General features: G+C 61.2%; 18 protein-coding genes. 3 read left to right on the forward strand and 15 right to left on the reverse strand.

What is annotated here, in order from left to right:
* Positions 1-366 precede the first annotated feature (366 nt).
* The 9 genes from ACZ9BC_RS14455 to ACZ9BC_RS14495 form a co-directional block, all read right to left on the reverse strand.
* Complete coding sequence (locus ACZ9BC_RS14455) at positions 367-3,303, reverse strand: FAD-binding and (Fe-S)-binding domain-containing protein (protein ID WP_476246537.1); 2,937 nt, start codon at positions 3,301-3,303, stop codon at positions 367-369.
* 124 nt (positions 3,304-3,427) lie between these two features.
* Entirely contained in the window at positions 3,428-4,396 is a 969-nt protein-coding gene (locus tag ACZ9BC_RS14460) for a sugar ABC transporter substrate-binding protein (protein WP_476246538.1), read from the reverse strand.
* 69 nt (positions 4,397-4,465) lie between these two features.
* Positions 4,466-5,464, reverse strand: coding sequence for an ABC transporter permease (locus tag ACZ9BC_RS14465; RefSeq protein WP_476246539.1), 999 nt, complete (start codon positions 5,462-5,464; stop codon positions 4,466-4,468).
* Entirely contained in the window at positions 5,461-6,348 is an 888-nt protein-coding gene (locus tag ACZ9BC_RS14470) for an ATP-binding cassette domain-containing protein (RefSeq protein WP_476246540.1), read from the reverse strand. Before ACZ9BC_RS14470 ends, ACZ9BC_RS14465 begins: the two co-directional genes overlap by 4 nt.
* 512 nt (positions 6,349-6,860) lie before the next feature.
* The gene (gene iolG, locus ACZ9BC_RS14475; protein ID WP_476246541.1) at positions 6,861-7,868 is read right to left on the reverse strand and encodes an inositol 2-dehydrogenase; all 1,008 of its coding nucleotides are present in this window, start codon (positions 7,866-7,868) and stop codon (positions 6,861-6,863) included.
* Between the two features lie 38 nt (positions 7,869-7,906).
* Positions 7,907-9,370: an APC family permease gene (locus ACZ9BC_RS14480; RefSeq protein ID WP_476246542.1), complete on the reverse strand. Its 1,464-nt coding sequence runs from the start codon at positions 9,368-9,370 to the stop codon at positions 7,907-7,909.
* Positions 9,371-9,514: 144 nt separating this feature from the next.
* Positions 9,515-10,498: a D-2-hydroxyacid dehydrogenase gene (locus ACZ9BC_RS14485; protein WP_476246543.1), complete on the reverse strand. Its 984-nt coding sequence runs from the start codon at positions 10,496-10,498 to the stop codon at positions 9,515-9,517.
* A gap of 70 nt (positions 10,499-10,568) precedes the next feature.
* The gene (locus ACZ9BC_RS14490; RefSeq protein ID WP_476246544.1) at positions 10,569-12,329 is read right to left on the reverse strand and encodes an IlvD/Edd family dehydratase; all 1,761 of its coding nucleotides are present in this window, start codon (positions 12,327-12,329) and stop codon (positions 10,569-10,571) included.
* A gap of 54 nt (positions 12,330-12,383) precedes the next feature.
* The gene (locus ACZ9BC_RS14495) at positions 12,384-13,151 is read right to left on the reverse strand and encodes an SDR family NAD(P)-dependent oxidoreductase (protein ID WP_476246545.1); all 768 of its coding nucleotides are present in this window, start codon (positions 13,149-13,151) and stop codon (positions 12,384-12,386) included.
* Between the two features lie 186 nt (positions 13,152-13,337).
* Here ACZ9BC_RS14495 and ACZ9BC_RS14500 point away from each other — a divergent pair, with 186 nt between their 5' ends.
* A complete protein-coding gene (locus ACZ9BC_RS14500; RefSeq protein WP_421093320.1) occupies positions 13,338-14,522 on the forward strand; it encodes a Gfo/Idh/MocA family protein in 1,185 nt (394 codons plus the stop codon).
* A gap of 107 nt (positions 14,523-14,629) precedes the next feature.
* On the opposite strand, the gene ACZ9BC_RS14505 is transcribed toward ACZ9BC_RS14500, so the two are convergent.
* The 4 genes from ACZ9BC_RS14505 to ACZ9BC_RS14520 form a co-directional block, all read right to left on the reverse strand.
* Positions 14,630-16,102 carry an APC family permease gene (locus ACZ9BC_RS14505; protein WP_476246546.1) on the reverse strand — a complete coding sequence of 491 codons (1,473 nt, stop codon included), beginning with the start codon at positions 16,100-16,102 and terminating at the stop codon, positions 14,630-14,632.
* Positions 16,103-16,289: 187 nt separating this feature from the next.
* Positions 16,290-18,122, reverse strand: a complete 1,833-nt coding sequence (locus ACZ9BC_RS14510) for a sigma-54-dependent Fis family transcriptional regulator (RefSeq protein WP_476246547.1) — start codon at positions 18,120-18,122, stop codon at positions 16,290-16,292.
* A gap of 38 nt (positions 18,123-18,160) precedes the next feature.
* Positions 18,161-19,690 (reverse strand): aldehyde dehydrogenase family protein, encoded by a 1,530-nt coding sequence (locus tag ACZ9BC_RS14515; RefSeq protein WP_476246548.1) that lies wholly within the window; start codon positions 19,688-19,690, stop codon positions 18,161-18,163.
* Positions 19,691-19,795: 105 nt separating this feature from the next.
* Positions 19,796-20,542: an SDR family NAD(P)-dependent oxidoreductase gene (locus ACZ9BC_RS14520; protein WP_476246549.1), complete on the reverse strand. Its 747-nt coding sequence runs from the start codon at positions 20,540-20,542 to the stop codon at positions 19,796-19,798.
* Between the two features lie 129 nt (positions 20,543-20,671).
* Between ACZ9BC_RS14520 and ACZ9BC_RS14525 the strand changes: the two genes are divergently transcribed.
* Positions 20,672-21,460: an SDR family NAD(P)-dependent oxidoreductase gene (locus ACZ9BC_RS14525; protein ID WP_476246550.1), complete on the forward strand. Its 789-nt coding sequence runs from the start codon at positions 20,672-20,674 to the stop codon at positions 21,458-21,460.
* Positions 21,461-21,504: 44 nt separating this feature from the next.
* A complete protein-coding gene (locus ACZ9BC_RS14530) occupies positions 21,505-23,322 on the forward strand; it encodes a flavin-containing monooxygenase (protein WP_476246551.1) in 1,818 nt (605 codons plus the stop codon).
* Positions 23,323-23,413: 91 nt separating this feature from the next.
* Here the strand turns inward: ACZ9BC_RS14530 and trpB are convergent, their stop codons facing one another.
* Both trpB and ACZ9BC_RS14540 read right to left on the reverse strand, forming a co-directional pair.
* Positions 23,414-24,694: a tryptophan synthase subunit beta gene (gene trpB / locus ACZ9BC_RS14535; RefSeq protein WP_476246552.1), complete on the reverse strand. Its 1,281-nt coding sequence runs from the start codon at positions 24,692-24,694 to the stop codon at positions 23,414-23,416.
* Between the two features lie 133 nt (positions 24,695-24,827).
* Complete coding sequence (locus tag ACZ9BC_RS14540; protein ID WP_476246553.1) at positions 24,828-26,183, reverse strand: aldehyde dehydrogenase family protein; 1,356 nt, start codon at positions 26,181-26,183, stop codon at positions 24,828-24,830.
* Between the last annotated feature and the right edge of the window lie 12 nt (positions 26,184-26,195).

The following is a 26,195-nucleotide window of genomic DNA, read 5'->3' on the forward strand; positions in this document are numbered from 1 at the left end:
AGGCATTCACTAGCCCGGGGCCCAAGGAACCTTGGTCAGGACGGAGTCCTCCGTTGTCCCGCATCGATACTCAAATATCGGGACTATTGGGCCGATCGAGCCTCCGTTTGGAGTGCTGAGTAAACCGTTTCAACTCTAAACACGGCCACGTCGCAATTGATGGACGCGGGCTCATCGTGGGCCGATGTTCATGACGAAGATAAAGAACCCTGCCGCGGCGATTAAGAAGGCTGCTGGGCCCGACGGCACAGAAAGGATGCCCCAGTTGGCCAGGTTTTGCGGTCGACGGGCGGGCTTGCTCAAATGCGGGCCAGTCAAGCCCAACCCGGCCGCTATCAAAATGAGGAAAATTCCGAAGTATTCCACCTACTGTCCCCCACTGGCATTGTCAGGGTCCATTGCCACGGCGAGGTGCTTACTTGAGCGCCCGGGGTCTATCTGCGAGACCTGCATGGCGCAACTGAAGCCGTCAGTGAGTACAAGGGCATCAGAGTCGCCAATCGCCAAGGCGGAGATGACCGAATGCTCGGCGACTTTCATGGACATGTCGAAGTGCTCGGCCTCAAAACCGAAGTTGCCGGCGACGCCGCAGCAAGAGGACGATTCCACGAGGTTCGGCACTCCCCAGGCTTTCAGGACGCGTTTTTGGGCACCTGAACCGAATACGGCGTGCTCATGGCAGTGGGTTTGCAGCACGGCTGTTTCGGGAGCCAAAACCGTGGGCTTCCACCCGCGTTTGATGGCTTCGTCAACAGCGACGGAGAACGAGCGGACTCTTGCCGCGACCCTGGCGGCGGCCCCGCCGCCTACCAGCTTCGGGCCTTCGTCACGGATGGTCGCGGCGCAGCTGGGTTCGAGGACCACGATCTCCCGGTCCGTGCCGTCGTCAAGTTTGCTTATCAGCCGGGCTAGCCGCCGTCGGGCCCCGTCGCGTTGCCCTGTGGAGATCCAGGTTAGGCCGCAGCAAGCATCGGGAGTACACCCAACGGAGCTGCCGGAGTCGCGTAGCACCCGGGCTGCAGCCGGGACGACCTCGGGCCGGAAGGCGCGCGTAAAGCTGTCGATGAACAGAAGGACGTCGGCGTCGGCCGTGAACCCGGCTTCCCGCACCTGTCGCCGGATTCTGCCGGTCGTTGCGAAAGCGGGGAGCCGCCGTCGGGCGCTGATGCCCAACCACTCCCCCACAAGCCGGAAGGGGCGAAAGGCCGTCCCCACATTGGCCAGGGGCGCCACCCGGGTCAACAGCGGAAGCCACCGGGGCAGCCAGCCGATGGAGTAGTGAGTGAAGGGCCGGATTCGCCCGCGGTAATACTCATCGACCAGTTCCGACTTGGCCTCGGCGATGTCCACCCCGGTGGGGCAGTCGGCGGAACAGGCTTTGCAGGAAAGGCAGAGGTCCAGAGCCTCCCGGACTTCCGGGCTTGACCAGCCGTCCTTGCTGCTGCCTTGGGTCCGGGTCAGTTCCTGCAACACCCGGGCCCGGCCGCGGGTCGAATCCTTTTCATCCTTCGTGGCCCGGTAACTGGGGCACATGAAGCCACCAGTGGCGGACCGGCACCGTCCTACACCAATGCATGCGTGGGTGTTCCCAACAAACGGACTCGACACCGGGAGCAGGGAACGGTCTCCGGAAGAAGGTAGGGAAGCGGGATTCGCGGTTGGGGCCAGCTGATCGTGGGTGGGGCCGGGTGCAACTACTCCTTCCAAAGCCAGCGAGGCAGAGAAAGGTTCCGCGTCGACGATGATTCCGGGATTGAGGAGCCCTGCCGGATCCCAGAGGCGTTTGAAGGCCTTGAAGATGCCCATCATCTCCTGCGAGTACATCACCTCAAGTAATTCGCTCCGCGCACGACCGTCACCGTGTTCCCCGGACAGCGAGCCGCCGTGGGCTACCACCAGCCTGGCCGCTTCCCGGGTGAAGTCGCTGAACACCCTGCGCCCGGAGTCACTGCGTAGATCGTAATCCAGCCGCATATGGACGCACCCTGCGCCAAAGTGGCCGTACATAAAGGCCGTATAACCGTACTTTTTCACCAGTGGGAGCAAATCAGCCAAGTAGTCGGCAAGACGCTCCGGTGCAACCGCAGAATCTTCCCAGCCGGGCCACGTTTGCACTCCATCGATCCGTCTCGACGAGAGCCCCGCGCCGTCTTCGCGCACCTTCCACAGCGCGGCCCGTTCCAGCGGTTCCGTGACGATCGAATGGTCAACCACGCGGCCGTCGACGCTGAGCTTAGCAACCAAGTCTTCACACGAAGCGGCCGCCTGTTGAAGGGTGTCCTCCGAAAACTCGACCAGGAGAAAGGCCTTGCCCTCCGGCAATGACTCCACGCTGGCCACTCCCCTGCGGTGCCGCATGATGTCCACAATCGAGACGTCCAGACCCTCGATGGCGCTCGGCTTTGCAGCCAGGATGGTCATCACGTCACGTGCGGAATCGATAGTGTTCGCGTAGCCAAGGCACAGCAGCGCGGTGGTCACGGGCTTTTGCACAAGGCCCAACTTGGCCCGCACAACGATGGCACACGTACCTTCGCTGCCTGCCAGTGCACTGGCCACATTAAAACCCTGTTCCGGCAGTAGGTGGCCCACGTGGTACCCGGAGACCTGTCGGGGAATGGTTTGCAGCTCCATCCGGAGGGCCGCCAGATGTGCTTTCGCCAGCGATTGGAGGCCCTCCAGCAGTTCTTCCGCACGGGCAACAGAATGGATGTCGTTTTCGTCGACGGCGCGGAGGAAATCCGGACCTGCCCTAAGGTATGCGCCGTCGGCCGTGACCAGCTCCACCTCCTGCACGTGGTGGGTCATGCGGCCATATGCTACTGAGTGGTTTCCGCAGGCGTCGTTACCGATGGAGCCGCCCACGGTCGCGCGCGTCAAGGAAGAAGGGTCCGGGGCAAATGTCAGCTTGCCCGCGGTGGCCTTTTCAACCAGCGCACGCAGCTCACCGAGGACAACCCCCGCGCCTGCCCAGACCGTCGCCTGGCTGGCATCGATGGTTCCCACAGTGCTCATGTGGCGGGAAAGGTCGATCACCAGGCCGTCGCCTACTGCGTTTCCTGCCATCGAGGTTCCCCCGCCACGCGCAGTGGTCGGTACACCTGTGGCCGAGCATGCCCGCAAAACTTTCCGCACGTCGTCGACGTTCTTTGGGAAGGCGACGGCGGCAGGCCGTACCCGGTAGTTCGATGCGTCATAGGAGTACTCCGAGCGCCTTCGGGGAGAGTCGTCCACCTCGATGCCGTGATCGTTCAACCTGGCGAGCAGCTGCCTCAGTTTGGTGTCACCGTCGTCGTGGGGCATGGTCGAATTCTCCATTCGTAGTGGTCCGCAGGAAGTGTAGGCAGGTGCGGCGTACTCGGGGGTGTGCCAAAACAGAACGGGCACAGCGGATGCATCCGCTGTGCCCGTTGGATTGATGGAACTGCTATTTCAAGAACTCGGAAAGGTTGTCCTTGGTGATGAGCGTGAACGGCAGCGTGTACCGGTTCTCCACGTTTCCGCCCTTAAGGAAGTCGGTAACAACCTCAACTGCCTTGGCACCCTGCCCAGCAGAGTCCTGGCGGACCGTTGCCGACATAGTTCCTGCCTTGATTTCCTGCAGTGCCGGTTCCGTACCGTCGACGCCAACTACCGCCTTGAACTCGGCAGTACGGCCAGCGTCAGCAATGGCAGAGGCTGCGCCAATGGCCATCTCGTCGTTGTTGGCCACTACGGCATCGATTTGGCCGGCGCCAAAGCGCTGAAGAGTATCCTCCATGTTTCGCTTGGCGTCGTCACGGCTGCCCTTGGCCTGGAACTCCGCAACCACCTTGAAGTTCTCGTTGATCTTGCTGTCAAAGCCACTCTTGCGGCGATCCGTCCAGGACGCCCCGTAAATTCCGGCGGCGAAGACAATGTTGCCGCCTTCAGGAAGCGTCATGTTCAAGTACTCGGCCTGCATTTCACCGGCCACGGTGTCATCTACACCGATGTAGCTCTTGTATCCAACGTCCGCACCCTCTGCGAATTCTGTGGACAGGATGAACAGCGGGATATCGGCGGCGATTACCCGCTTTGCCGCGTTCTGGCTGGCTTCCCCGTCCAAGGGCTGCATGATGATGGCGTCAACCTGGCGGGTGAGGAGGTCCTCAACCTGGTTCAGTTCACTTCCGACGTCTTTCTTGGAGTCAGTAATGTTCAGCTTGGCGCCCTTTTCATCGGCCGTCTTCTTCATGGCGTCGGTCATGTGGGCCAGATCCGGGTCCTGCAGGTCAAGCACCACAACGCCAATGTTGTAGGTCTTGTCCGTCCCGCCACTGTTGCCTGCATTGCTGCTACCGGCACACCCTGTCAGGGTGAGGGCGCCTGCTGCCATCATGGCGACCGCCGCGGCGATTTTACGTTGCATTCGCATGGTTGTTCCTTTCGGGGGTTTTGTCTGTACGCAAGGAGATCTTTTGTTCCTTGTTTGGGGGTGGTTCGGTCAGTCCGACTTCCACCGGTTCAGGAGGACTGCGAGCACCAAAATGACGCCCTGCACGCCTTGCTGGTAGTAGGAGGAGACGCCCATCAGGTTCATGCCGTTCATCACGACGCCCAGCAGGAGGACCCCGATGACGGTTCCACGGATGGTGCCGACGCCGCCGAAGAGGCTCGTCCCACCGATCACGACGGCGGCGATCACCTGAAGCTCGTAGCCGGTACCGGCCACCGGCGCTGCACCATCCAGACGGGCAGTCAGGACAAGGCCACCCAGTGCGGCGGTGACACCGCCGATGAGGTAAACGGTGAAAAGTACTCGGCTGGTGGAGATTCCCACTTTTTTGGCCGACTCTTCGTTTCCCCCGACTGCGTAGACGTGTGAGCCGAACTTGGTACGGCTCAGAACAAACTCACAGATCACCGCGGCCAGCAGAAAGATGATCACCGGGACGGGAATGGGACCGACGAAGCCCGATCCCAGCCATTCCGCCGGGCCGCTCAGGCCGGAAACCACTTGACCATCCGTGATGACCAGGGCCGCTGTGCGGGCTATGGCCATCGTGGCAAGCGTTGCCAGGAAGGGCAGGATGGCACCCCACACCACCATCGCCGCACTCAGGAAACCCACGAGCAGGCCGACGCCCAGACCCGCTATCAACGGCAACCAGAACGCCCCACCGCTGGCGGGGGCGAGCAACGCAAACGTCATGCCCGCCAAGCCCACTATGGAGCCGACTGAGAGGTCAATGCCCGCGGTAATCATGATGAACGTCATTCCCAAGGCGATCAGTCCAATGATGGACGACTGCCTGACCACGTTGACCACGTTGTTCAGTGTGAGGAAGTTGGGAGCAGCAAAAGTCAGGAAGGCAATAATCAGTACGAAGAACACGAGGATGCCGTAGTCCCCGATGAAGCGCTTGACCTTGGTGGCGGTCGACCCGCTTTCAAGGTCCGCGGGCCCCAGTTTTGTCTTGAGGTTATCCAATGTCAGGGTCACGAGTCGCTCCCGTTGATCGTCGTTCCGGGTGCTGCCATTGCGTTGACAACGGGCAGGGATGAGGTGCTGCCAATCTTGCGTCGCTCCTCGGGTATGCCGCTGCCGTCGTCAACGTAGTCGTCCAACGTGCCGTGGGAAATGAGGTGTGCCACCTGGGACTCGGTGACGTCTCCCACCCGGAAACGGCCCACCACTTGCCCCTGGCGCATGACGGCGAACCGGTCGGCCACGGCAAAGGCTTCGTCCAGCCGGTGCGTGATGATGATGACGGCTATTCCCAGGTCTTTGAGGCGCTGGGTCACCTCGATGAGCTTGTCCACTTTCGCGACGGAAAGGTTGGCGGTGGGCTCATCCATGATGATCAGCCGGGCGTCGAAGGCAAGTGCGCGCCCGATCGCGACCGCTTGCCGCTGGCCGCCGGAGAGCCGCTTGACCTTGAGCCGGGGGTTGATGGGGATGTCCAGGCGTTCAAGCACCCGTTTGGTCTCGACTTCCATTTTCTTGCGGTCGATGATCCGCAGGAAGGGGCCGAGGATGTTCTTTTGCGGTTCCCGTCCCAGGAAAATGTTGGTACGGACATCCAGGTTGTCTGCCAAGGCAAAGTCTTGGTACACCATCTCGACCCCCTGGTCCCGGGAGGCTGAGGGGGTGGGAAACTCCGTCTTCTTTCCGTCGAGCTCGATGGAACCCCGATCGGGTTGGTAAACGCCTGTGAGTACCTTCATAAGCGTTGATTTGCCGGCAGCGTTGTCGCCAAGCAACGCGAAAGTTTCGCCGGGCTGGACATCGATGCTGACGCCGCGCAAAGCGGACACCGCCCCGAATGTCTTATGTATGTCCTTAAGGGCGACCAGTGGAGGGGTCGCCGGTGGTGCGTCGGTCATCTCATCCTCGTTCGATTGGGCTATGCAAATGAACCGGTGAAACAACTTAGGCGGCGGCGGTCGATCAAATTGTCTTTGTTTGATCCTGCAGTTCAGGGGTAGTTGAAAAGAATCCCTTTACTGCGTGACCCCCACCACACTGTTTCACTTACTTGAACTTTGACGGATTCAAGAATGCGGCATGTGTGCCAATTTGGAACAGGGCAATGAAGCACCGGAAAACTCCGTATGGATCGTTTCAATTCCTGCCCAATTCTACGCATGGCAATGCTGGTCCGAAATCCGGTGGACACCGGCTTATGTTCCTATGCCCAACCGGGCCTGAAGACGTCTATGACGCGGAGGAGACGACGCTGACCTCGCAAGTCAATCGCCACCATGGCTGTGCCGACATCGGCTTGCCGCCCGATCATTCGGGTTGGTTCTTGGTGATCAGAGGAAAGAGCCTGCCCTGGGCTGCAGATGCTGTTGCGAAACATCGCGGCCCAGGGCAAGCGGCATTGTTGGCTCCTCTAGGTAAGGTCCACTTCTATCGCGACCCCAGTCCGGGCGGATTTCTCTGCGGCGTCGGCCAGGATCAGCGCGGCGCGGCCGTCCTCGAAGCCGGGGCTCCGCGAAGGCAGACCGCGTACGGCACGCAGGAATTCGGCCACCTCCAGGCGGTAGGCTTCCGCGTATCGCTCGAGAAAAAAGTTTTGGTAAGGGCCGATCGCCTCGACCGCTCTGGCTCCCCAGTGCCGAACAAGAGCGTCATTCTTGTTGCCCACCTGAAGCAAGCCCGCTGGACCGAAGGCCTCTATGCGCTGATCGTAGCCGTACGCTGCGTGGCGTGAGTTCACGATGGTCACTAACTCATCATTTGATCCGCGTAGGGTGACCACTGCCGAGTCGAAGTCGCCAGCATTGCGAATGTCCTCGCTGAAGGCGTTCGCGCCGCGCGCCGACACCTCGACAATGTGGGGTATGAAGTACCGCGCCATGTCCAGGTCGTGGATGGTCATGTCCCGAAAGATGCCGCCCGACTGACTGACATAGGCTGCCGGCGGTTCTCCCGGATCTCGGCTGGTGATGACAAGCTGTTCCAGCGCACCGATCTCGCCAGCTCCCACACGGCGCTTCAGTTCCACGAAGTGCCTGTCGAAGCGCTTGTTGAAACCCAGGGCAATGGGGACATCCGCGGCGGCAGCCTTGGCCCGGATCGCGTCAACGCGGGCAATTTCCAGGTCGATGGGTTTTTCGCACAACACGGGCACACCTGCATCAATGGCTCTCTCCACCAGATCCACGTGGGTCGCTGTTGGTGAGGCAACAATGACGGCATCGACTTCTCCTGATGCAAAGACTTCGACCGGGTCATCGCTCACGCGACCACCGAATTCGGCGGCTGTCTGCTTGGCTCCCTCTAGGAACGGGTCACACACCCAGGCGAGCGTTGCTTCCTCCAAGCTGGCCAAACTCAGCGCGTGAACCTGACCGATGCGTCCGGTCCCGAACAAGCCAATTCTGAGCTGTTGCGTCATTGCAGATCTCCGAACGTATGTATTTTGAAAGGGGAATTTCAATCAGTCTTTTGGCGGCCTAGGCGGGCATAAACATCCGGGCGCTTGGACCGCAACAGGAATGCATAAACAATGCCGCCAAAGAACAGGGCAAAGGTAAATGTCATAAAGATCGCGGTCATGACGACTGACCCACCGATGAGTTCGGGATAATTTGTGATTGCCAGGTAGGTGATAAGGCCCAGGAAAACCACGCTGATCATGGGAGCAACGATGGTCTTCCATACCGACTCCGGAGCGAAGCTGCGGCGGCGGACGAAGTAGACGAGAACAGCAAAGCTCGTGATGAACATCAAGAGCAGCACTGCAAAGGTCCCACTGCCGCTGGCAATGGGGTACAGCATCTCGGGAGCAACTCCCACCACGGTGAAGACCAGTGTAGCGGCGGCCCACAGGAGGCCAACTGCCAGTGCGGAAACGTAGGGTGACTTGTGGCGGGGGTGGACCCGGCCGAGCGCGGAGGGCAGCGCCCCGTCGGCCGCCAACGAGAAGCTGTACCTGGCGGCGATGTTCTGGATCGAAAGCATTGAAGCCAGGATCGAGGTGATGAGAAGGACCACTGCGATGTCCGCGAAGATCTTGCCCACGAGGACCGTGGCGCCGTCATTGAAGAGGTTCACGGTGTTGGCGGCAGCTTCACCCTGAACTTTCTCTGCCCCAATGAATGCGGTGTAGGCCCAGGCCGCCACGGCGTAGAACAGCCCGATTCCCACTACCGCGATGTAGGTGGCCCGGGGAATGGTGCGGTCCGGATTCTTGACTTCGTCCCGGTAGATCACTGTCGCTTCAAACCCGAAGAAGTTTCCGACGGCGAACAGCAGCGCCAGCCCCAGCCCGGCATCCGTAATCCACGGCATAGAGAAGCCGATGCCCTGTACGACCTCTCCGGATCCTGCGGCGAAAGCGGCGACGTCGAAGATGACCACGACTGCCGATTCCAGCAGCATGACGACCGTGAGGACCTTTGCGGAGAGATCAATGCGGTGATATGCCAGGAGTGTGGTGATAGCGATGATGCCAAGCCCATACCAGTACCAAGGGATATCGGGGCCGTTCAACGTGTTCACCACGAAGCTTTGGAGAGTCAAAGCAAAAAGCGAGGGTGCAAAGAAACCAATGAAAACGTATCCGAAGAGGGCCAGCAGCGCTCCTCCAAGACCTGCGGGCTTACCCAGTCCGGCAGTGACAAACGAGTAGAAACCACCCGGCGCATCAACACTGCGGCTCATTTTCACGAAGCCAACAGAGAAGATCAGTAGCATGAGCGTCACTAGCAGGTAGATGCCCGGCGCCGTGTGCCCGCTGAAAAGAAGCATCACAGGCAAGGTGCCTGCAACTGTTGTCAGCGGAGAGGAAAAGGCGAGCACGTTCATCACGAGCTCCCCCACGCCCATGTTGCCGCTGAGCTTGTGGTCCTGGGTCTGGGTCGGCGTTTTCGTCGTACCTCTTGTTGTGCTTAACATGTAATCCTCGTCACGAAATTTTGAGTGCTGAATCACACTACCGACGCGGATCGTGGGAGCACTGTACCAGCTTGGGACACCCGATCCCATGGGGCATTCCGGCCCTGTTTCCAGAATTTCGGAATACCCCACGGAACGGCTTCATCAGGGCGCGTCAGAGGCCAAGGCAGGAGTAGCCGGACCAAGTTTCTTCAGGTCCACCACGTCCTGCAGGGGCTCATTCGCTTTCCATCGCCTGAGATTACGCGCGAAGCAATCCACTACTCTTCCACGCCAGCCGATCAAGTCACCGGATGCATGCGGGGAGACGAGGATGTTCCGACGGCTCCACAGCGGATTCCCGGCGTCCAAGGGCTCATGTTCAAACACATCCAGTGCCGCCCCGCCCAGGTGTCCGGCGTCAAGGGAGTCAAGGAGGTCCTGCTCCACCACCACCGCCCCGCGGCCTACGTTTACCAGGCGCGCCCCGGGCCGCATTTTGCGGAACCGCGACGAGTTGAACAGCCCACGGGTTTCGGATGTGAGCGGCAGGGTCAGCACCACATCATCGGCTTGGCCAAGAAGCTGGTCAAGCTCATCAAAGCCGGAGATGGAACCCAGCTGAGGATCGTTCCTGGCAGACCGGCCGACAACGCTAACGGTCATTCCTGCAGCTCGCAGGAGGAGGACGGTTTCGCGGCCAACCGGTCCCGGCCCCACCACCAGGACTTTACGTCCCAGCAACGGCTCGGTTTCGCGGTGCTGCCAGGTGCGCGCCTGCTGCAGCTCTATGGTGCGGCGCAGGTCTTTCGTGAACATCAGCAGGACGCCCAGGACCCACTCTGCGATTGGCCGCTCGCACACGCCGCGGGAGTTGCTGACAACGATGTTGCTGTTGATGATTTCATCGGTCATGAGGCTGTCAACGCCGATGCTTGACGTGTGGATCCACCGCAGCTCCCCCGGCCCCACCTCACGCAGGAGATTGGTCCTGAAGTCGTTCAGGAACAGGATCTCCGCGCCGGGCTGGGCGGCCCGAAACTCGTCCGCGGTGCGCACCACCACGACATCTGCCTCGGCTTCCAACCGTTCAACAGGAGGGCGGGGGCGGCCCTCCTGGACAATTACCATCACTTTTGGTCTTGACACACCTTCCCCTTCCCGGGGCCGCGCCTGGGAGCAGCCCCTGCTTGTTCTTGTGTTTGCAGTTTGCAGCCGTTTACCAGCCGCCCTGCCAACCGCTCATCAGGCCGTATGGCAAGCGTTGTGGCTCCTCGTCCGGCAGGCCCTTGAGGAAGTCGAAGTCGCAACCTTCGTCGGCCTGGTTCACGTGATCGATGAAGAGCCGTCCGTAGCCGCGCCGGTATTTCGGTTCCGGAAGCTTGAGTTCTGCCAGCCGGCTCTCGATCTCTTCTGCAGGGATGTCCAAGTCCAGGCGCTGGTTCTCAACATCGAGCACGATGGGGTCCCCGTCCCGAACAATCGCCAGCGGTCCACCTACGGCGGCCTCCGGAGACACGTGCAGCACGGTGGTGCCAAAGGCGGTGCCGCTCATCCGGGCGTCGGATATGCGGACGATGTCGCGGATCCCGCGGCGCAGAAGCCTCTCGGGAATGGGAAGCATGCCCCATTCGGGCATGCCGGGAGCTCCTACAGGCCCGCTGTTGCGCAGGACCAAAACGGATTCTTCGGTAATGTCCAAGTCTGGATCGTCAATCCTGCGTCCCAGGTCGTAAATGTCCTCGAAGACCACGGCTGAGCCCTTGTGCTGCAGCAGATCCTTGGACGCAGCACTCCTTTTGATGACCGCTCCGTTGGGTGCCAGAGAGCCACGGACGACGGCGATGCCTCCGGAGGCATCGAAGGGGGCCTCGAGAGTACTGACCACGACTCCGTCAGGTTCGGGGGCCGAACTGTAGCCATTCTCAAGGGACTCCCCGGTGACCGTGAGGGCTTCCGTGTTCAGCAGCGGCGCCAGTTCCTTGAGTACGGTGGAGATGCCGCCGACCTGGAACAGTTGCTGCACCAAGTACTCGCCGGACGGACGTACGTTAACGATGCGAGGGGTCCGTTGGGAGATCTCGTGGAAGCGGTCCAACGGCAGCTCATAGCCGACGCGCCTTGCGAGTGCCAGAAGGTGCACGACGGCGTTGGTGGAACCCCCCACAGCCATCAGGAGGGTGATCGCGTTATCGAAGGCCTCTTTTGTCAGTATTTCGCTGGGCTTCGGCCCCTGGGACAGAGCCATCTCTACTGCCCGGCGGCCGGTGGCTTCCGCCGCTTGGGCGCGACGCGCATCTACCGCAGGGATCGACGCAGTGCCCGGCAGACACATGCCGAGTGCTTCGACGAGGGACGTCATGGTAGAGGCTGTGCCCATCTCGCTGCAGTGTCCGGCAGAAGGTTTCGCAGCCGATTCAAGCTCGTCGAAGTCCGCCTCGGTGATTTTCCCTGCGCGGAGCTCATCGGCGTACTTCCAGGTGTCTGTGCCCACCCCGAGCTGCTTCCCCCGGAAGTGTGCAGGCTCTTGGGGGCCGCCGGTCAGCATGATGGTTGGAACATCTGCGCTGGCGGCCCCCATGAGCTGAGCCGGGACTGTCTTGTCACAACCGCCCAGGAGAACGATGGCGTCCAGCGGGTAGGCGCGGATGCACTCTTCAACATCCATGGCCATGAGGTTTCGGAACTGCATGGCCGACGGCTTCATGAGACTTTCACCCAGGGAAATGGTGGGGAATTCGAGCGGCAGCCCGCCGGCCATGAGAACGCCGCGCTTGACGGCGTCTGCCAGCAGCTTGAAATGGATGTTGCAGTTGACCAGCTCCGACCAGGAGTTGGCGATGCCGATGACGGGCTTGTCCTTGAGGGCAAAGCGCGAGAAGCCCTCTGCCTGGATCGCTGTTCGGTGAACGAATCCGGTGAGGTCGTGCGGTGCGAACCATCGCGCGCTCCGGAGGTCCTTGTAGTTCGACTCTTCCATGTCTTTTAAAACTCCTTGGGCTTGTTCGCTCTTGACAGGTAAATTGGAGCGTTCCTACGCAGCTGTTGTGCCGCCGTCGAACGCCATGCTGGTTCCGGTAGCAAAAGTCCCTTCCACAGCCAGGAAATAGATAGCCGCTGCCACCTCGTCCGGATCCGCGAGCCGGTTTAGCGGCACCGTGCCTTCTTTCAAGCTCCGGGCTTCCGTTGGGTTCGGCGCCGCTGCCAGGCCCTCACGCACCATGGGTGTATCAATCGGCCCTGGACAAACGGCGTTCACGCGGACAAGGGGTGCGAGTTCCAGCGCCAGGGCGCGAGTCAGTCCCACAACACCAGCTTTGGCCGCGCAGTAATGAACAAGCCCCGGCATGCCCATGGCAGCGAGGTCGGATGCCACGTTGACGATCGAGCCTCCTCCTGACCGCCGCATGTGGAGCGCGGCTTCCCGCGCAACGAAGAAAGTGCCGGACAAGTTTGTCTCCAGCACTTCGTGCCAGCGCTCGTCGTTGAGGTCTTCCAGAGCAACGTGCCCGGCCACACCCGCAGCATTGATCACGACGTCCAAGCCGCCCAACGCGTGGATCGCTCCCCGGACGGCGTTCTTGACTGCGGCGGCATCGGAGACATCGGCAACGACGGTGTGCGCACCGAAGTCGATCTCTTCAGCCACGCGCTGCAGTTCCGTAGAACGCCGGCCCAGCAGCGCCACCCGGGCTCCCCGTTTCGCGAAAAGCTTTGCGGTCGCTTCCCCAACACCCGATGTGGCACCAGTGATGAGTACTCGAAGGGATTCCGTTCGAAGTTGTTGATCGCGGTCCATCATCGGCGACGGGCTCCTCTTGCTTGGCAGTAAACGGACTAGTACGTTCCACTAAAACAGCGCTCCCCTGCCTCCGGGTGTCTCACATTGAGACACAGCACACACCGCCAACGTTCCTAGGCTGATCATCAGATGCCGCCGTCAGTCTGCGGCACAGCACCGCCGAGAGCGACAAACTAAGGAGTCCTTTTGGAACAGCAGAACCGCATTGGGGTTGGCCTGATTTCGGTCGGATGGATGGGCAGGTTGCATTCGCGCGCGTACCTGGCCACCAAACAGTTCTTTCCGGAACTGCCCCGGCATCCCGAGTTGGTGATCGCAGCGGACCCCGATGATGCGGGCCGCCATCATGCCGAGGACGCGCTTGGTTACAGGGAAACGGCCACGGATTACCGCAAGGTACTTGAGAACCCGGACGTGGACGTTGTGTCCATTTGCTCCCCGAACTTTCTCCACCATGAAATCGCACTGGCCACCATCGAGGCCGGCAAGCACTTCTGGATCGAGAAGCCCATGGGGCGCAGCGCGCAGGAATCCCGCGAGATAGCCCAAGGAGCTGAGGCCGCCGGCCTCATCACGTCCGTAGGCTTCAACTATCGGCATGCACCCGCCGTGGCGGAAGCTAGGCGCCTCATCCGGTCCGGCGCGCTGGGCCGCATCACCAACGTGCAGATCCGCCTCCTCACCGGCTACGCCTCGGATCCCACCCAGGTGTTCACCTGGCGGTACGAGCAGGCTCGTGCGGGATCCGGTGTGCTGGGCGACGTCCTCAGCCACGGATTCGACCTCGCCCAGTTCCTGGTGGGCCGCATAACGTCGCTGAATGCCGTAACCGAGACGTTCATCAAGGACCGGCCGCTGCCTGCCGGCAACTCCTCCAATTCCTTCGACATGGGCCAGGCCTCGGACGTCACCCGCGAGGTTGAGAACGAGGACTACACCGCCATGCTTGCCCGCTTCGATGGCGGCGCGATCGGCATGTTCGAATCCACCCGCGTCGCGATCGGTCCGCACGCCGAATACATCATCGAGGTGTACGGCACGGAAGGATCCCTGCGCTGGAATTTCGAACGGATGAACCAGTTGGAGCTGGCGACTGACCGCAGCGGATACCGCACGATCATGACCCCGCCTTCCTTTGGAGAGTTTGGTCGCTTCCAGCCCGGCCCGGGCCCGGGAATCGGGTTCAACGACCTGAAGACAATCGAGGCTGCACTGTTCCTGCGGTCGGTGGCCGAAGGCAAGCAACTCGGCCCGTCGGTAGCTGACGGCTGGTCAGCTTCCGAACTGGTGGATGCTTCCTTGCGCAGCGCCAGTTCCGGAAACTGGGTGGAAATTCCCGAAGTTTCAGGGCACACGACGTACGGGGCCTGAGTTTCCGGGCTCCTGATGGCTTTGGACGATGAAAGGAGGCCGGATCACCACGATCCGGCCTCCTTTTGGCGTGCCATGCACAATGGCTGCTGCTCCGGTTTCCTGTCCTAGTCCAGGGCGCGTCCGATCCGAACGTAGGTGTCCGGTTTCCGGCTTCGGAGGGCCAGCGCCACGGAGACGCCGACGGCTATCGCCACGTACGGAATCAAAAGCAGGACCGTCAGCAGGAGCGGATCTCCGGCCACCAGCAGCTCCATGTTGAAGGAAGCGGTCAACAAAGCGAACCCAATCCCTACGAGCGCGACGATAGGCGCGACCAGCGTCCGCCAGAACGACATCGACGACCTGTTCCTGCGGAAATATACAATGACGGCCACGGCAGTCAAGCAGAGCAGGAGCAGCATTCCATAAAACGCAACGCCTGCGGCCGCTGCGTAAAGGGAATTCTCTTCACCGCCCGACAGGACCAGGACGAGCAGGACAAGCAGGAGAACGGCCCCAACTGTCACTGCGGCGCGGTGCGGAGACCCGTGCTTGGGATGGACCGCCGCGATCGACCGCGGAAAGATGCCATCAACGGCGAGGGAATGAGTGTAGCGGGACAGGATGTTCTGCAGGGACAGACCTGAGGCAAAAAAGCTGGTGACCAGCAGGATGGCGATGACCTGGTTCGCGAAGGCTCCAAAGTAGCGCAGCAGCGCGTCAGGCATCATTGCCGTAGGGTCCGTCTGGGCTGCGGCCACTGCCTGTGATGTTCCCGTTGACAGGATCAGAGCAAACGCCGAGATGGCGTAGAAAATGCCCAGGAAAGCAACCGCCAGGAAGGTGGCCCGGGGAATGGTGATGGCCGGCTTCTTGACCTCGTCCCTGTAGATGGCCGTCGCTTCAAATCCGTTGAACACACCGATGCTGAACAACAGGAGGACACCGATGGTCGGGGTGAACAGGTTGGTCGGATCCCAAGGTTCGAAGGACGGACCCTCCGGGCCTCCATTGGCGATGATGACCGCGTCAAAAACCGCTACCGAGAGGACCTCGACTGCCAGGATGACGGAGAGGACCTTGGCGGAGAGCTCTACGTTGAAGTAACTCAGCACCCACGCGATGCCGAACATCACCATGCTCCATAACCACCAGGGGGTGGTCACAACATCCATGAATGCACCGAGCAGGTTGTTCACGGCGATGCCTGAAACGACAATGCATGAGGTCACATTGAATCCGTACGTAACCAATGCAAGGAAGGATCCGCCCAGGCCGAGGGGACGGCCCAACCCTTCGCGGATATAGGTGTAGAACGCACCTGGGCGCGGTATGGCCCTGGTCATTCCCGTGAACCCCATGGCAAAGAGTGCCATCAGGACAGCAACCGCGACGAAAGCGACCGGCACCCCTATCCCGAAGGAGATATTCACGGAGACAAAGCCGAAGACGACGCCCAAGGGAGCCGTGAAGGCCAGCACCGTGAAGAGCAGCCCGGTGGTTCCCATCCGGCCCCTCAGTTGGTACATGGACGATCGGGTTTCACGGTCTTCTGAATTGTCCGCTGCTGCGCTTTGGACGGGGAGTTCTTGTTTCACGTTTGTTCTCCTCGGAGGAGTGGAGTCATCGTTGACTCGCACTGTGTCGGGTGAAAGGCAAGCCGGCTGGTCCTGCTGTTGTGAACTGGCGGGTGGCTTCAAGCGGGTTCCCCGTCAGTTCCTAGATTCTGATCTTCGAAATCCACCTGAACTGTGCCAGGATGATGCACTCTGCGCGGACAAAACCTCAGCCGAGCGCCAGATCGAACCCTTTGGCTTCGTATGCTTCGATCTTGCGGTAGAGCGTGGATCTGCCGATTCCCAGCAGTACGGCGGCCCGCACCCGGTTACCTGAAGCCTCAGCGAGTGCGGCCCTGATCTGCTGGAGTTCCGCTTCTTCCAACCGGGTGAGCGGCATGGTGCCGAGTCCGCGCAGCTGTACCGCGTTGAGATCCGACAGGTGCAGTTCGCCGCGCAGGGAACGCGTGGCAGCCGATTCGACCAGGTCGCGGAGCTGCCGCACGTTGCCGGGCCAGTCCGCGGCTACCAGCGCATCCCGCAGCTTCGGCGACATCCGGACTTCCCTTCCCAGTGCATTCCTGAGCAAGTGCGACGCCAGACCGACAACGTCCTCGCGCCTGTCACGGAGAGGCGGCATACCTACCTCAATGCCCCTCAGCGCAGAGAGTACCGGCAAGAGGTCATCGCTGACGGCGCCCGCGGTCAAGATAAGTTGGGGTTGCTCCAGGACCTGGAGCAAGGCGGCCAGATCCTCCAGAATAGGCGAGGGACACTTGTCCAGGCGGTGGAGGATGACGGCTGCCCCCTGTTCCAAGGCCGCATCGACGTCGTCAATGGTGACCGCCCCACGCTGCCGCTGGGTGAAGTCGAATAGGCGGGTCTCCCGTGACAGGCGCCGGGCCATCGCCTCCGCCAACGTGCGCTTGCCGCTGCCCTGCTCGCCGATGATATAGGCAGGCATTCGCCGGCTCACGGCTGCAGCTGCGGCGCCAAGGGACCTCTTCAGTGCCCGGCTGGTTCCCACCATCCCCTCAAACTGTGCTTGCGGTTCGCGTACAGTTGGCGCCGCCCGCACACTCTGAGTAGCGGAGGGCAGCTGGACACGCACCACGGACGCTCCGCCGGAGCCTGGTTCGTGGAAATCCATGGGACGGATGTGAAGCTGCACCTCACTGCCAGTGCTGACGTTGAGGCGATGCTGGGATAAACCGTCCCGCTGCTCTGCTTCCCGTGCCAGGGACGCGAGTACCGCGAAATCGCTTGGATCCAGCATGCTTAGGGCGCTCCTGCTGGCGATCGTGGTGCGCTCGTCCATCGCTACCACCGCATCGGCCCCGCGCTTCCGGATCTCCTTGAGGTATTCGGACATCAGCGCCTGCTCCCGGGCCGCCAGCCTTTCTGCCAACCTCCTGGTGATGTCTGCGGCCGCTCCGTGGACCGTCAACAGAACGGAACCGGGATCCGTGCTGCGGGCCAGATTCTCGGGCAACATCAGGCCCAGGACACCCCGAACGGATCGGCGTATCGGGTCACGGATTGGAGCGGACGTGCAGTAAGTGTTCTGGAGCGCCTCATGGAAGTGTTCGGCGCCCCAGACCTGTACTGCTTGGCCCTCCTCAAGAACAGTTCCGTCGGAATTGGTTCCAATCAGATCCTCCGCCATCCGCGCTCCCAGGCTCGGGAACAACCGCTCCGCTTTCCGACGTTCTGTGGCATCGCCGCGGAAGACAGCCAATGTGCCTTCGGCATCAGTGAGGACCACCAGTCCCCCGGAGTCGCTGCACAGACGTTCGAGTTCGGTCAAGACGGGTTCGGCGGCAGCCAGCAGCTGCTCGTCAGCCTGGTGGGCCCCCGTCTGCAGAAAGGGTGAGGCGGCGGTCACATTGCAGGCCAGGCTCCGCTGCCAGGATCGGGCAATAACGGGCCGCAGACTGCTTAGGTCCGTCGCCTCGGGCTCGGCCAGGAAGCGATCCCTGAGCGACTGGATCTCCGCGTTGGGCCGCCCGCCCACGCGCAATGAAGAAGCCGCATGGAGCCATGAAACGTCCTTTGAAGCCATGCCAGTGCCTGCTTTCTCAATGGTGTACTGGACTGATGTCAGTGCTGGAGTAGGTGCTCCAGGTGCGCCGGAAGTTTCCGCGCCTGCTGGCGTCCGAACAGCTGGAAGTACCACTTCCCGAGGGTTTGTTTACCGGTCGTACCGCTCGCCTTCCATCCGCCAAAGGTCTGTGGTCCCGGCCACCACCCAGTGGTGGCGTGGCCAGGGACGTTCACGTCCACACAGCCAGCCTCGATACGGTCAAGAAACTCCCTTGCTTCGCTCTCGTCCCCGGTATAGAGCCCGGCGGTCAGACCCATCTCTGTGTCATTAGCGGCAGTCAGGGCCGCGTCGAAAGTTGGCAGCTTGCTGATGGTCAGGAAGGGCAGAAAATGCTCCACAGTGGCTAACCGGTGTGTGGCCGGCACCCCGGAGACCACGGTGGCCGGAACAAAGTAGCCGCCGTCGTGGGCCTTGCCGGTATCTATACGGAACTCCTCTCTGCGGGCGGATGCCAACAGTTCGTCATACCGTTCCACTGCTTCGGCAGAAACAACGGGACCCGCGAATACATCTGCGTCTATGGGGTCGCCGGCCTTCAGGTCCCTGACCCTCTCCGCGACGAGTTCCGTCAGCCTGTCGTGGGCGGCGGGCGTAACCAACACCCGGGACAGTGCGCTGCACTTTTGTCCACTGAGGTCAAAGGCCGAAAAGACAATGCCGTCGGCCGCCTGTTCGAGATCAGCCGTATCAGTGACGATCACCGGGTTCTTGCCGCCCATTTCGGCAATGACCGGGCGGGGATACGGCCCGGAGGCGAAATCGCCCAGGATGGACTTGCCCACAGCGACGGAACCAGTGAAGCAGATGCCATCGATGTCCGACGCGACCAAAGCCCGGCCCGGGCCGTCGCCTCCGTGGACCACATTCACCAGTCCCTCCGGAAGCCCCATTGCCTCGCAGAGTTCATAAACGGCATGCCCGGACCACGGACCATCATGCGATGTCTTGACGACTACTCCGTTGCCCGCGATCAGTGCAGCGATGGCAGGGCCTGCGGCCTGGACAATCGGGTAGTTGAACGGTGTGATCACGCCGAAAACACCGTAGGGCCGAAGCACGGAATCATTCGATAGACCCGTCGGGTCGTCTGTTCTTTGATCCTCAAAAGCTCCTGGAGCCGACGCGTATTCGGTGTACTGGCGGACAATTTCAAGAACTTCCGCCCCTTCAGCCCGGGCACCGGCATAGGGTTTGCCAATCTCCAGGGCCACACGGACCGCCCACTCCTCCAGACGCTCCTCAATGAAAGGAATTGCCCGGCGCACCCGTTCAATGCGCTCCTTAGGTGGAACCCGGGACCAGGCCCGCTGGGCCGCACGGCTCGCCTGGACGGCCCGCTCCACGAGTTCAGCGGGCGCATCGTGGCAGGCACTGACCACCGCACGGGGATTGCTGGGGTCTTCCCGTTGCAGGAGTGCGCCTTCGAAATATTCCTGGCCCGCGATGACGTGGGGAACAGTTGTATGGCGGGTGCGCCGTTGTTCCGCCACCCGGGCTGCGAAGGCCTGCTGTTCGTCAATAGTCATCGCCAAGTAACTCCTCTGTGAATTGTTGCGCCGGACGTGGCGCGATGGTTCTGTCGAGATTACGCAGCCGGGAAGGGGACTACTGTCCCAAGGTGGGACATCTGTTCAGACCGCCGTGTATCCCGCATCGACCATTACAGCGGAACCGGTCATCTTGCGTGATTCGTCCGAAACCAGGAACACCGCGACGTCAGCTACTTCCTCCGGGCTGATCAGGCCGAGCGGCTGGTAAGCGCGCTGGGCTTGTTCATCCTTGAGAAACCCCTCATCGAAAAAATTTGCCACCATCGGCGTAAGGACACCGCCTGGGCACAGACAATTTGCCCTGATATTGTCCTTGGCATATTCGACGGCCACGGATTTGGTGAGCATCAGGACCGCTCCTTTTGAGGCGGAATAGGCCGCGATATCCGGTTCGGCCACCAACGAGTTGACCGAGCCCCAATTGACGATTGATCCGCCGCCGGCCCGTTGCAGGGCGGGGATGGCATATTTGCAGCCGTAAAACACGCCCTTCAGGTTGATATCGATGATCCGGTCGAGCACATCGTCATCGGTCTCGAGCACGGATGCCGCTCGCAAATATCCGGCGCAGTTCAGCAGGGCATGGACGGCCCCGTAGGTCTGTTCGGCCGTGGCAACCAGCCGCTCCACCTCGGCTGCCTTACTCACGTCACAGCGTCGCGTCGTAATTTGCCCGCTCTCGGTTGCGAGCCGCTCCAGCCCGGCTTCATCAATGTCCGCCGCCATGACACTGGCCCCTTCCCCTACCAGCGCCCGTACGGTAGCTAAACCCTGCCCAGAAGCTGCACCGGTCACAATTGCTGTCTTGCCTTCGAGTCGCACACCCACTGTTGGGCCCCCTTGATCCGGCGCGGCCGGTGCCGCGCTCCTGACTAATGTTTGCCCGGACCATGAGGTGAAAAATGTCTCTTTCTGGCACAAACCCCGTCAAGAGGCGGCAGTAGCGTCTTCCAAAGCGTGAAGCACTTCACCCCATCCATCACGAAGGAGACACTCATGGGCCGTGTTCAAGGCAAAGTAACCATCATCACCGGCGGCGCCAGAGGGCAGGGCGAATCCCACGCGCGCCTTTTCGCGCAAGAGGGTGCCTCGGTGCTTGTCACCGACATGTTGGATGAAAAGGGCGAGGCAGTTGCCAGTGAGCTCAGGGACTCCGGGCACGATGTGCACTACATGCATCTGAACGTTGCCTCCGAAGACGAATGGAAAACCGTCATCGCAGCGGCAGAAGAGCGCTGGGGGCGCATCGACATCCTAGTCAACAACGCGGGAATCGTCGGCACAATGAAGCCCGTTGAAGAAGAGGGCCTTGAGGGTTGGTCCCTCACCACCGCCATCAATCAGCAAGGCGTCTTTCTTGGCCTCAAGCATGGTGCACCCGCGATCGAGCGAAGCGGCGGCGGCGCAGTCGTCAACACGTGCTCCATCAATGGCACCGTCGGCAACCCCGGCGGCTTCTCCTATCAGGCTTCGAAAGGGGCCGTGAAGATGATGACGCGCGCCGCGGCTATGGAATATGCACTCCGCGGCGTGAGGGTGAACTCGGTTTCGCCGGGCTTGGTTATGACTCCGATGGCTGAGGAAGAGGGCGAAAAGTCCAACCGCGAGTTCAATAATGCAACTCCCATGAAACGCGCCGCCCAGCCTATCGAAGTGAGCTACGGCGTCCTGTATCTGGCCAGTGACGAATCTAGCTACGTCACTGGCGCGGACCTCCTGATCGACGGCGGATACACCGCGCAATAGGGGTGGACAGCCAGCCGACTCAAAGAATGAAGGAAACCATACACATGACACACACAAAGGAATCGGTGGACGTGACTGATGTAGCCGTACCCCCGGCAGTGAAGCCGGATTCGATCAACTTGTACGGATTGGTCGTGCATGAGTGGACACGACGGTTGGCCAAGACCTTGGCCTCCAGGGACGGGGTCGCCGCTGCTCTTTTCCGACCGGATGGAGTTGTCCGCGACCTTCTGGCGCTGTCCTGGGATTTCCGCAATGCGATCGGATACGAGGAGATCTCCGAGCTGTTCACGGTTCCGCCGGCGCACCGACTAACGTCGATCGACGTAAAGCCTGGCCGACAGTCCATCGTTGTCGAAGACGGAACTCCCCGCAACATCTCCGCTTTCCTTCAGTTCAGGAACAGCGCTGGAAGGGGTCTTGGCCACGTCCGCTTAGTGCAGGAAGACGACGGAACCTGGCTGGCGGCCAGCCTGGTCCTGGCCCTCGACGCCGTGGACAGCCACCCGGAGCGCCATCTCGACGGCCGCCCGAGTGGAAAGACGCACGGTCCGGTGCGGAACCGCCTTGGTTGGCAGGAGGGACTCGACCCCGAGTTCACGCAGCAGGAGCCGGACGTTGTCATCCTCGGTGCCGGACACAACGGACTCATGCTCGCGGCCCGCCTTCGTGCCCTGGGCATTCCTGCCCTTGTCCTGGAACGCAACGAGCGCGTTGGTGATAACTGGCGTAAGCGGTACAGTTCGCTGGCACTCCACACCCCACTTGCGTCCGATCATTTGCCGTATCTTCCGTTCCCGTCAACGTGGCCTCGTTTCACTCCCAAGGACAAGTTGGGCGATTTCCTCGAGAGCTACGCGACACTCCTGGATCTGACCGTTTGGACCGGCACGACAGTAAACGCCGCGGAGTTCGACAAGTCGTCCCGGCGGTGGATCGTTGATGTCAGCCGGCACGGAAAACACCGCAAGATCAACCCGAGGCATCTAATTTTCGCCACCGGCATGAACGCTGCACCGAACATTCCGGATGTACCCGGACGGTCTGAGTTCCAAGGAACGGTGATGCATGCCGTGGATTACAAGGGCCACGCAGAATGGCGGGGTAAGCGTGTGGTGGTTGTGGGTTCCGGCGTCAGTGGGCACGACATTGCGCAGGACCTGGCCGAGCATGGCGTCGACGTCACTATGATTCAGCGGTCGGGAACGTTTGTTATGAATACCTCCACCTTCCACAAAGTGATGCACGCCAACCACGTCAGCGGGAGATACAGCATCGAGGAAGCCGACTTGGTCAACGCTTCAACTCCCTTCGGTGCACTTCCTGCCCACGGCCCAAAGCATGTGGAGTTGGTCAAGGCGATGGACCGGGAACTGTTGGAGGGTTTGGTCGAGGCAGGTTTCGAGCTGAGCGACGGCCCGGATGGCCAAGGTGTTCTTGGGCTGATTTTTGGCCTCAACGCGACCGGCTATTACTACAACGCTGGTGCTTCCGAGCTTATTATCGATGGAACTATTAAGCTGCTCCATGGCAGTGTGGAGGGCCTCAGCCCCAGCGGAATCATGCTGGACGGGGGCCGCTCCGTAAACGCCGACCTCGTTGTGTTCGCCACTGGTTACCAGGGTGCGCCGTCGGTGGTCCGTGAGGTCCTCGGTGATGACATCGCTGATCGAGTGGGTGAATTCGCCATGGTGGGGCCAGACCGTGAATACGGCCGCCTGTGGCGACGCACTGGAGTGGACCAGCTGTGGTTCATGGTTTCACTCGGCATTGGCGATGGCAGGTTTTACTCAAAACTACTCGCGCTGCAGCTGGCCGCCATCGAAGCCGGCACAATGCCGGTCGCGGAGCCGAATGGCTGAGCCTGTCTCGTAGAAACCATGGCAAAGGTAGGCCGGATCATCGCTGGACCGGCCTACCTTCACAGCCCTCGGCCTTCGATGGCAGGCGGCCTCAGCGAGGTCGCTGTTGCAGGAGGTCGAACCATTCCGCTGCAGTTCCCACATCCTTGTCGCCCCTGCCGGACAGGTTTACGATCACCACTTTGTCGGTGGCATCACTCGTGGCGCCGTTTCCGGCGGACAGCCGCTGGCCCACTTTTATGGCACCGGCGAGTGCATGTGCCGACTCGATGGCAGGAATAATGCCCTCAGTGCGGCAGAGCAGCCGAAAGGCTTCCATGGCCTCGGTGTCGGTGATCGCTTCGTAGCTGACCCGCCCGATGTCAGCGAGGTGCGAGTGCTCCGGCCCGACACTGGGGTAATCAAGTCCTGCAGAAATTGAATGCGATTCGATTGTCTGTCCGTCGTCGTCCTGCATCAGGTAGGACCGGGCACCGTGCAGTACGCCCGGCAGGCCGAGCGTGATCGGGGCCGCGTGGCGCCCGCTCTCTATGCCGGCGCCGCCGGCCTCAAATCCGTAAATCTTCACGGAAGGGTCGTCGAGGAAGGCATGGAAGAGGCCGATGGCGTTTGACCCACCGCCAATGCAGGCGCAAACCGCGTCGGGCAGGCGGCCGGTCCGCTCCAGTATCTGCCTGCGGGCTTCGTCACCGATAACCTCGTGAAAATACCGGACCATCGCCGGAAGCGGGTGGGCACCCGCTGCCGTGCCCAGCATGTAATGGGTGTTATCAGTGTTGGCTACCCAGTCCCGGAGGGCTTCGTTGATGGCGTCTTTGAGCGTCTGGGAACCCGTTGCGACCGGAACGACAGTCGCTCCCAGTAGTTCCATCCTGGCCACATTCAGCGCCTGACGGCGGCAATCCTCGGCACCCATATAGACGACGCACTCGAGGCCTAGCAGGGCAGCCGCCGTTGCACTTGCCACACCGTGCTGCCCTGCGCCAGTCTCGGCGATTACACGTGTCTTGCCCATGCGTTTGGCAAGAAGCGCCTGGCCCAGCACGTTATTGATCTTATGCGAGCCGGTGTGGTTGAGGTCCTCGCGTTTGAGGAAAACCCGCACGCCCCCGGCATGGACAGAGAACCGCTTGGCTTCGGTCAGCAGCGAGGGTCGGCCCGAATAGTTCTTGTTCAGGTCATCTATCTGGGCACGGAACTCAGGATCGGCCTTGGCCTTTTCGAAGGTCGCCTCCAGCTCGTCAAGGGCGGGGATCAGCGCCTCAGGCATCCAACGTCCACCGTAGGCACCGAAGTAGGGTCCCGGGGCGTAGAGGAGCGAGGCTCCTTCGCTCACCGCACCATCGCCAGAGCCGGCTGCTGGTTCAGTCATAAGTCCTACCATCCTGATCCTTCCAGTTGTCTGGCACGATCTGTCCGTACGGCATGCAGCCACTCTGTGCCAAGTAAAAGGTCAAGGGGAGGTCCGTCCGCCGGGACCTCCCCTTGCATGATGCGCAGGTGCGCTACTTTGCGAACCGGAATAGCTTCTTGTTCGCGAACTCCAGCATTCCAACTTTGCCAAGTTCACGTCCGTAGCCTGATTTCTTGACGCCGCCGAAGGGAACGTCAGCACCGCTGAGGTCATAGGCGCCGATGAAGACCATGCCGACGTCGAGCTGGTTGCCGACGCGCTCAGCCCGCTCAAGGTCGTCGCAAACTACCACGGAACCAAGGCCGTAAGGCGAGGAATTCGCAAGCTTGATTGCTTCTGCGTCGCTGCTGACCTTGTAAAGTTGCGCCACGGGGCCAAAGAGTTCCTCCCTGTAGACGTCCATGGAGGGAGAGATGTTTGTAATTACCGTTGGTGTGAACACGTTGCCCTGAGGCTGGTTGTTGCCCACCAGGATTTCGGCGCCCTGATCGAGGGCGCCCTGCACCTGCTCCTTCAGGAACTTGGTGGCGGAGTCTGAGGAGAGTGGACCGAAATCGCCCCTCTCGTATGACTGACCGGCAACAGCAGCTTTGAACTTCTCCGAAAACTCGTCGAAGTACTTGTCCAGCACGACGATCCTCTTGGAGCCGTTGCAGGACTGGCCGGTGTTGCCCATACGGCCCATAACAGCCTTCTTCACTGCGAGGTCAATGTCATCGGTGTCGAGCACAATGAACACATCGGCGCCGCCGAGTTCCAGCACACACTTCTTCAGGGCACGCCCGGCCTGTTCTGCCACAATCGCACCTACCTGCTCCGAACCTGTGAGTGATACTCCCTGAAGGCGGTCGTCGGCGATGATGTCCGAGATCTGCTGGTGGGTGGCAAAGAGGTTGACGTAGGCACCCTCGGGGAAACCGGCGTCGCGGAAGAGTTCCTCAAGGGCCAGGGCTGACTCAGGGCACTGGCTCGCATGGCGGACAATTACGGTGTTGCCCAGGATGATGTTGGGAATCGCGAAGCGTGCCACCTGGTAGTAGGGGTAGTTCCACGGCATGATGCCGAGGACCACGCCCAGGCCTTGGTAGCGGAAGAAGGTCCGTAAGCCGTCGGCTACCTCAAGTTCTTCATCGGCGAGCCATTCTTCCGCGTGTTCGGCAAATGCTGCGGCGATGGCGCCGGAGAACTCTGCTTCCCCCACCGCCTGCGGAAGGGGCTTGCCCATCTCCCGGTTGATGATGGCCGCAAGCTTGTCCTTGCGTTCCACGAACAGGTCGGCCAGTCGCTTTGCCAACGCTGCCCGCTCAGCCACGGTAGTGGTTCGTGACCAGTCCTGGTAGGTGCTCTGCGCTGCGCTGAGGCCTGCCTCGACCTCTGCGTCGGTAGCCGCAGGGTATTGCGCGTGGGTGGTTCCTGTGGCCGGATCTACAACAGCGAATGCACTCATGGTGGATGCTCC

The organism is Pseudarthrobacter sp. TE3704, from assembly GCF_056279405.1.

Excerpts from the sequence above, each read along its gene's own strand:
- ACZ9BC_RS14530 (WP_476246551.1), top strand. The coding sequence starts at position 21,505 with ATGACACACACAAAGGAATCGGTGGACGTGACTGATGTAGCCGTACCC.
- ACZ9BC_RS14495 (WP_476246545.1), bottom strand. The coding sequence starts at position 13,151 with ATGATGGACCGCGATCAACAACTTCGAACGGAATCCCTTCGAGTACTC.
- ACZ9BC_RS14460 (WP_476246538.1), bottom strand. The coding sequence starts at position 4,396 with ATGCGAATGCAACGTAAAATCGCCGCGGCGGTCGCCATGATGGCAGCA.
- ACZ9BC_RS14455 (WP_476246537.1), bottom strand. The coding sequence starts at position 3,303 with ATGCCCCACGACGACGGTGACACCAAACTGAGGCAGCTGCTCGCCAGG.
- iolG (WP_476246541.1), bottom strand. The coding sequence starts at position 7,868 with ATGACGCAACAGCTCAGAATTGGCTTGTTCGGGACCGGACGCATCGGT.
- ACZ9BC_RS14510 (WP_476246547.1), bottom strand. The coding sequence starts at position 18,122 with ATGGCTTCAAAGGACGTTTCATGGCTCCATGCGGCTTCTTCATTGCGC.
- ACZ9BC_RS14540 (WP_476246553.1), bottom strand. The coding sequence starts at position 26,183 with ATGAGTGCATTCGCTGTTGTAGATCCGGCCACAGGAACCACCCACGCG.
- trpB (WP_476246552.1), bottom strand. The coding sequence starts at position 24,694 with ATGACTGAACCAGCAGCCGGCTCTGGCGATGGTGCGGTGAGCGAAGGA.
- ACZ9BC_RS14490 (WP_476246544.1), bottom strand. The coding sequence starts at position 12,329 with ATGGAAGAGTCGAACTACAAGGACCTCCGGAGCGCGCGATGGTTCGCA.
- ACZ9BC_RS14480 (WP_476246542.1), bottom strand. The coding sequence starts at position 9,370 with ATGTTAAGCACAACAAGAGGTACGACGAAAACGCCGACCCAGACCCAG.
- ACZ9BC_RS14470 (WP_476246540.1), bottom strand. The coding sequence starts at position 6,348 with ATGACCGACGCACCACCGGCGACCCCTCCACTGGTCGCCCTTAAGGAC.
- ACZ9BC_RS14515 (WP_476246548.1), bottom strand. The coding sequence starts at position 19,690 with ATGACTATTGACGAACAGCAGGCCTTCGCAGCCCGGGTGGCGGAACAA.